Here is a 6367-nt window from a genome sequence, read left to right as displayed (position 1 = left end):
GACCAACTCGCTTCCGAACACAAGAACGGAACCCCATGAGACCCGAACAACAACTCGACGCCTGGATCGACGCCCACTTCGACGAGGAAGTGCGCTTTCTGCAGGAGCTGGTGCGCGTGCCCACCGACACCCCGCCGGGCAACAACGCACCGCACGCCGAGCGCACCGCCGAACTGCTCGCGGCCATGGGCCTGAGCGCGGAGCAGCATGCCGTTCCCGCCAGCGAAGTGCGAGCGGCCGGCCTGCAGAGCATCACCAACCTGATCGTGCGCAGGGCCTATGGCCCTGGCAAGACCATTGCACTGAACGCACATGGCGATGTGGTGCCGCCCGGTGAAGGCTGGACGCACGACCCCTATGGGGGTGAGATCGTCGACGGAAAAATGTTTGGCCGCGCCACCGCCGTCAGCAAGAGCGACATCGCCAGTTTCACCTTCGCCATCCGCGCGCTCGAATCGCTGAACGCGAAGCTCGCCGGCGGTGTGGAACTGCACGTGACCTACGACGAGGAATTCGGTGGCGAGGTCGGCCCCGAATGGCTGCTGAAGAGGGGCCTGACCAGGCCGGACCTGATGATTGCAGCGGGCTTCAGCTACCAGGTGGTGGTGGCGCACAACGGCTGCCTGCAACTCGAAGTGACGGTGCACGGCGACATGGCGCACGCCGCCATTCCGGACAGCGGCACCGACGCGCTGCAGGGCGCCACCCACATGCTCAACGCGCTCTACGCACTCAACGCCGACTACCTGAAAGTCTCCTCCAGCGTCGAAGGCATCACCCACCCGTACCTCAACGTGGGCCAGATCAGCGGCGGTACCAACACCAACGTAGTCCCCGGCAAAGTGGTGCTCAAGATCGACCGCCGAATGATCCCGGAAGAGGACCCGGCCGAGGTGGAAGCTGCGCTGCGCCGCACGATCGCCGATGCCGCCGCCAGCTTCCGCCCGCCACGCGGCGGCCATGACATCCGCGTCGACGTGAAACGCATCCTGCTCGCGCGCGCGCTCCAACCCCTGCCCGGCAACCAGCCGCTGGTCGAGGCCATCCAGAAGCACGGCCAGGCGGTGTTCGGCGAATCCATTGCCGCCGTGGGCACCCCCCTCTACACCGACGTGCGCCTGTACGCCGAGCACGGCATTCCAGGCGTCATCTACGGTGCCGGTCCGCGCACGGTGCGCGAGTCCAACGCCAAACGGGCCGACGAACACCTGGTGCTGGACGACCTGAAACGGGCCACCAAAGTGATTGCACGCACGCTGTTCGATCTGCTGCAACCCAGCTGAAACCCCGATGACTCAGCCCCCGGCGAAGGGGACAATCACCCCCACAACAATGGCCACTGGAGACCCCATGACACCCGCCGAAGAAGCCCTGCGCGACGCCGCGTTCGAGTACCACCGCCTGCCGCGCCGCGGCAAGGTTTCCGTCAACCCCACCAAGCCCCTGTCGAACCAGCGCGATCTGTCGCTGGCCTACTCCCCCGGTGTGGCCTACCCCTGCCTGGCCATCGAGGCCGACCCCAGGCTCGCGGCCGAATACACCAGCCGGGGCAACCTGGTCGGCGTGATCACCAACGGCACCGCCGTGCTCGGCCTGGGCGACATCGGCCCGCTGGCCAGCAAGCCGGTGATGGAGGGCAAGGGTTGCCTGTTCAAGAAGTTCGCCGGCATCGACGTGTTCGACATCGAGCTGGACGAAAAGGACCCGGACAAGCTGGTCGAGATCATCGCCGCGCTGGAGCCCACGCTGGGCGGCATCAACCTCGAAGACATCAAGGCGCCCGAGTGCTTCTACATCGAGAAGAAGCTGCGCGAGCGCATGGGCATCCCGGTGTTCCACGACGACCAGCACGGCACCGCCATCATCTCGGCCGCCGCCCTGCTCAACGGCCTGGAACTGGTGGGCAAGCACATCGGTGATGTGAAGGTGGCCGTGAGCGGCGCGGGGGCGGCTGCCATCGCCTGCCTGGACGTGATGGTCGGCCTGGGCGTGGCACGCAGCAACATCTTCGTGTGCGATTCCAAAGGCGTGGTGTACGAAGGGCGCCCCGGTGGCTACGACGAATCGAAGGCGCGCTTCGCGCAAAAGACCGAGCTGCGCACGCTGGCCGATGCGGTCAACGGCGCCGACGTGTTCCTGGGTTGCTCGGCGCCCGGCGTGCTCACCGCCGAGATGATGAAGACCATGGGACCCCAACCCATCGTGCTGGCGCTGGCCAACCCCGAGCCCGAGATCCGGCCCGAGCTGGCCAAGGCGGTGCGGCCGGACTGCATCATCGCCACCGGCCGCAGCGACTACCCCAACCAGGTCAACAACGTCCTGTGCTTCCCCTACATCTTCCGTGGGGCACTCGACTGCGGCGCGACCAAGATCACCGAAGAAATGAAACTGGCCTGCGTGCGCCAGATCGCCGATCTGGTCAAAAGCGAGACCAGCGAGGAGGTGGCCAACGCCTACGCCGGGCAAGACCTCAGCTTCGGCCCCGAGTACATCATTCCCAAGCCGTTCGACTCGCGCCTGATCCTGCGCATCGCCCCCGCCGTGGCGCAGGCCGCGGCCGACTCCGGTGTGGCCACGCGGCCGATCCAGGACATGGAAGCCTACCGGCAGGAACTCAGCCGCTTCGTCTACCAGACCGGCATCCTGATGCAGCCGATCTTTCACGCTGCCAAAGCCTTGCCGAACAAGGCACGCGTGGCCTACGCCGACGGCGAAGACGAACGCGCGTTGCGCGCGGCGCAGATGGCGATCGATGACCAGCTCGCGATGCCCATCCTGATCGGGCGCCCGGCCGTGATCGAGGCGCGCATTGCCAAGGCCGGCCTGCGCATGAAGCTCGGGCAGGACGTGCAGAACGTCAACCCCGAGGACGACCCGCGCTTCCGCCAGTACTGGGAGCACTACCACCAGCTCATGGGCCGCGAGGGCGCCACGCCCGAGGTGGCCAAGGCCGCCGTGCGCCGCTCCAACACCATCATCGGTTCGCTCATGGTGTCGCTGGGGGATGCGGATGCGCTCATCTGCGGTCTGGTGGGCGGCTACATGACGCACCTGGAGCGCATCGACCATGTGCTGGGCAGACGCGAAGGCGCGGGGCTTTACGCCTCGGTCAACGCGCTCATGACCGACCGCGGCCCGATCTTCATCGCCGACACGTACGTGAACGAGATGCCCAGCGCCGAGGAACTGGCCGAGATCGCCTGGATGGCGGCACAGGAAGTGCAGCGCTTCGGCCTGCCGCCCAAGATCGCATTCCTCTCGCACTCCAGCTACGGGTCGAGCAAGCGCGCCTCGGCCCGCAAGATGGCCCACGCCCGCGACCTGTTCGTGGCCGCACACCCCGAGATCGAATGCGACGGCGAGCTGCACGGCGACGCTGCATTGCAGCCCGAGATCCGAAGCGCCTACCTCACCGACACCACGCTCACGGGCTCGGCCAACCTGCTGATCTGCCCCAACCTGGACGCAGCCAACATCCTCTACAACGTGATGAAGACCACGGCCAGCGGGGGGGTGACGGTCGGACCCATCCTGATGGGCGCCGCGCGCACGGTGCACATCCTCACGCCGGCGGCCACCGTGCGGCGCGTGCTCAACATGACGGCGCTGGCTGCGGCCACCGGCGCACCCAGGCATTGAGTGCACCTGCGGCACACCAGGGGCGCTTCGGCGCCCCTTTTTCATGAGCGACACGTTCCGGTTCCGCGCCGCCAACGCCACGACCGAGCCCCTAAACTCGCGGCATGTCCTGGCACGCCCAACTCGACCTCCAATACCGCCGCGACGACCAGCGCACCGTGCTTCGGCACGCCCACACCGGTCCGCTGCGCATCCTCAAAAGCCTCTACCCCGAGGGCCACGGCATCTGTCACAACGTCATCGTGCACCCGCCGGGCGGACTGGTCGGTGGCGATGTGCTGGTGGTCAACGCCCATGCGGCGACCCAATCGCACGGACTGCTGGCCACCCCCGGGGCAACACGCTTCTACAAATCCGACGGCCCCGCCACCGAACAGCGGATTGTGCTCACGCTCGACGAAGGCGCACGGCTCGAATGGCTGCCACTGGAAGCCATTGCCTACCCCGGCTGCCTCGCCCACAACACGCTGCGCGCCACGCTGGCCGAAGGCGCCGAAATGATCGGCTGGGACGTGTGCGCGCTCGGTCTGCCCACCGCAGGCCAGCCATTTGATCGGGGCAGCCTGACCCAACACCTGGAGATCCCGGGTTTGTGGCTGGAGCGCTCACACATCGATGCTGCCGACACGCGCCTGCTGGAATCCCCACTGGGGCTGGGCGGTCACAAGTGCATGGGCACGCTCTGGCTGGCCACGGGCACGCCACTCACACGCGAGCGCCGCGAGCATTTGCTGGCGGTGGTGCGCTCGGTGCTGGGCGACGAACACGGCGTGCCCGTGGGCGCCACCTGCCCCAACCCGCGCATGCTGGTGGTGCGAGCCGTGGCGCCGCTGGTGGAGCCGCTGATGGCGCTGTTCCAGCGGGTCTGGGGCACTTTGCGCACCGAAGCCTGGGGTTTGCGCAACACCCCGCCGCGCATCTGGAGCGTCTGAGCCACACCGAATTGGGGTGCAAAGCACCCGCTGATCGGTGCACCTGAACGCCCACCCCGTGCACACAATGGAGCAGCCATTGATGGGCGCACACGCCGCGCGCCCCGAGCCACCCATGCCCGCCGCCGCCAACCACCTGCAAGATGCCCACGCACTCGTGATCGAGGGCAACCTGCAGTCGCGTTCCATCATCGTGTCGCAGTTGCGCGAACTCGGTGTGGGGACGGTGTCGCAGTGCACGCGGCTGGTGGATGCCCGGCGCAAGCTGGAAGTGAACCGTTACGACGTGGTGATCTGCGAACAGCATTTCGACCGCGATTCCATGTCGGGTCAGGACCTGCTGGACGACCTGCGGCGCAACCAGCTGCTGCCTTTTTACACGGTGTTCATCATGATCACCGCCGAGGCCTCGTACGCCAAGGTGGCTGAAGCCGCGGAGTCTGCGCTCGACGCCTATTTGCTCAAGCCCCACACCGGCGCCCGCCTGAGCGATCGCATCATGATGGCGCGACAGCGAAAAAAAGCGCTGGAAGGCATTTTCACCGCCATCGACGCCGAGCGGTTCGACGAGGCCGCCGCGCTGTGCCTGGAGCGCTTTGAGACCCGGGGAACTTACTGGCTTTACGCGGCGCGCATCGGCGCCGAACTGCTGCTGCGCAACGGGGACATCGGCGACGCGCAAAAGCTCTACGAAGCGGTGATCGCCGCGAAAACGCTGCCCTGGGCCCGTCTGGGTGTGGCGCGTGCCCAGCTCGAGAGCGGCCAACCGGCGAAGGCTGTGACCACGCTGGAGAGCCTGATCCAGGACGACAACGCATACGCCGACGCCTACGACGTGATGGGCCGCGCGCAGTTCGAGCTGGGCAACTTCCAGAGCGCGCTGACCACCTACCAGATGGCCACCAAGCTGACCCCGTCGTCCATCAGCCGCCTGCTCAAGCATGGCATGCTGGCCTATTACACCGGCGAGAAAAGCGAAGGCGTGGAACTGCTGGACCGCGCCACGCGCCTGGGACTGGACTCCAAGATGTTCGACCCCCAGGCCCTGTTGATGCTGGCCTTCGCGCGGCTGGACAACAACGACCAGCGCGGCCTGGCCCGCACGGTGGACCAGCTCACCCGCCTGCGTGACCGCAGCCATGCGCCGGCCCGGCCCCACCGCCTGCTCGGCATGGCCGAAAGCCTGCTGGCGCTGCAGCACCAGAACACCGCGCGCGCGCTCGACGACGTGCGCCGCCTGGCCAACGACGCCCTGAGCCCCGACTTCGACTTCGAGACCGCGTGCAACCTGCTCGCGCTCATGGGCCGCCTGCAGATGCGATCGATCGCGCTCAACGAATCCGAGGCCGCCGTGGACACGCTGGCCCTGCGCTTTTGCACCAGCAAGGCCATGAGCGAGCTGATGGCCTGCGCCGCCTCGGGCGTGCAGGGCTTTGCCGACCGGGTGCGCAGCGCACACAGCCAGATTCTGAAAATGACCGAGCAGGCCATGACGCTCAGCATCAAGGGCGACCCGCAGGGCACGGTGATGAAACTGCTGGAGGACGGTGAGCGAACACTCAACGCCAAATTGATCGAGTCCGCCCACCAGGTGCTGCAGCGCTACAACGTGCGCATTGCGGACCACGAGGCGCTGGCCGAGCGCACCCACGCGCTGCGCGAGCGCTACCGCACCAGCGCGCAGCACTCGCGCCTGGGTGAACACACGGGCGCGGTGGCCACACCGGGCGGTGTGTCGTTGCCCGCCGGCTACAAGCCGCCGGGTGCGGCCGGCTTGCCCGTCAGCGCCGCCTGAT

General features: G+C 67.2%; 4 protein-coding genes. All 4 read left to right on the top strand.

Annotation, left to right across the window (positions count from 1 at the left end; genetic code table 11):
* Positions 1–35: 35 nt before the first annotated feature.
* Positions 36–1283 (top strand): ArgE/DapE family deacylase, encoded by a 1248-nt coding sequence (locus Q1W68_RS15020; protein ID WP_300648757.1) that lies wholly within the window; start codon positions 36–38, stop codon positions 1281–1283.
* Positions 1284–1350: 67 nt separating this feature from the next.
* Positions 1351–3639, top strand: a complete 2289-nt coding sequence (locus tag Q1W68_RS15015) for an NADP-dependent malic enzyme (protein ID WP_300717028.1) — start codon at positions 1351–1353, stop codon at positions 3637–3639.
* 104 nt (positions 3640–3743) lie between these two features.
* A complete protein-coding gene (locus Q1W68_RS15010) occupies positions 3744–4571 on the top strand; it encodes an urease accessory protein UreD (RefSeq protein ID WP_300648760.1) in 828 nt (275 codons plus the stop codon).
* Positions 4572–4653: 82 nt separating this feature from the next.
* On the top strand, positions 4654–6366 hold the full coding sequence (locus Q1W68_RS15005) for a tetratricopeptide repeat protein (RefSeq protein ID WP_300648762.1): 1713 nt from the start codon (positions 4654–4656) through the stop codon (positions 6364–6366).
* Position 6367: the final 1 nt, after the last annotated feature.

This window comes from Hydrogenophaga sp. (assembly GCF_030158645.1).
Taxonomy (GTDB): domain Bacteria; phylum Pseudomonadota; class Gammaproteobacteria; order Burkholderiales; family Burkholderiaceae_C; genus Hydrogenophaga.
Note: the sequence above shows the minus strand (reverse complement) of the source record. Positions and strands in the feature narration are given on the sequence as shown.

What these genes read in the sequence shown, in the direction of transcription:
- Q1W68_RS15020 (WP_300648757.1), top strand. Translation starts at nt 36, where the DNA reads ATGAGACCCGAACAACAACTCGACGCCTGGATCGACGCCCACTTCGAC.
- Q1W68_RS15015 (WP_300717028.1), top strand. Translation starts at nt 1,351, where the DNA reads ATGACACCCGCCGAAGAAGCCCTGCGCGACGCCGCGTTCGAGTACCAC.
- Q1W68_RS15010 (WP_300648760.1), top strand. Translation starts at nt 3,744, where the DNA reads ATGTCCTGGCACGCCCAACTCGACCTCCAATACCGCCGCGACGACCAG.
- Q1W68_RS15005 (WP_300648762.1), top strand. Translation starts at nt 4,654, where the DNA reads ATGGGCGCACACGCCGCGCGCCCCGAGCCACCCATGCCCGCCGCCGCC.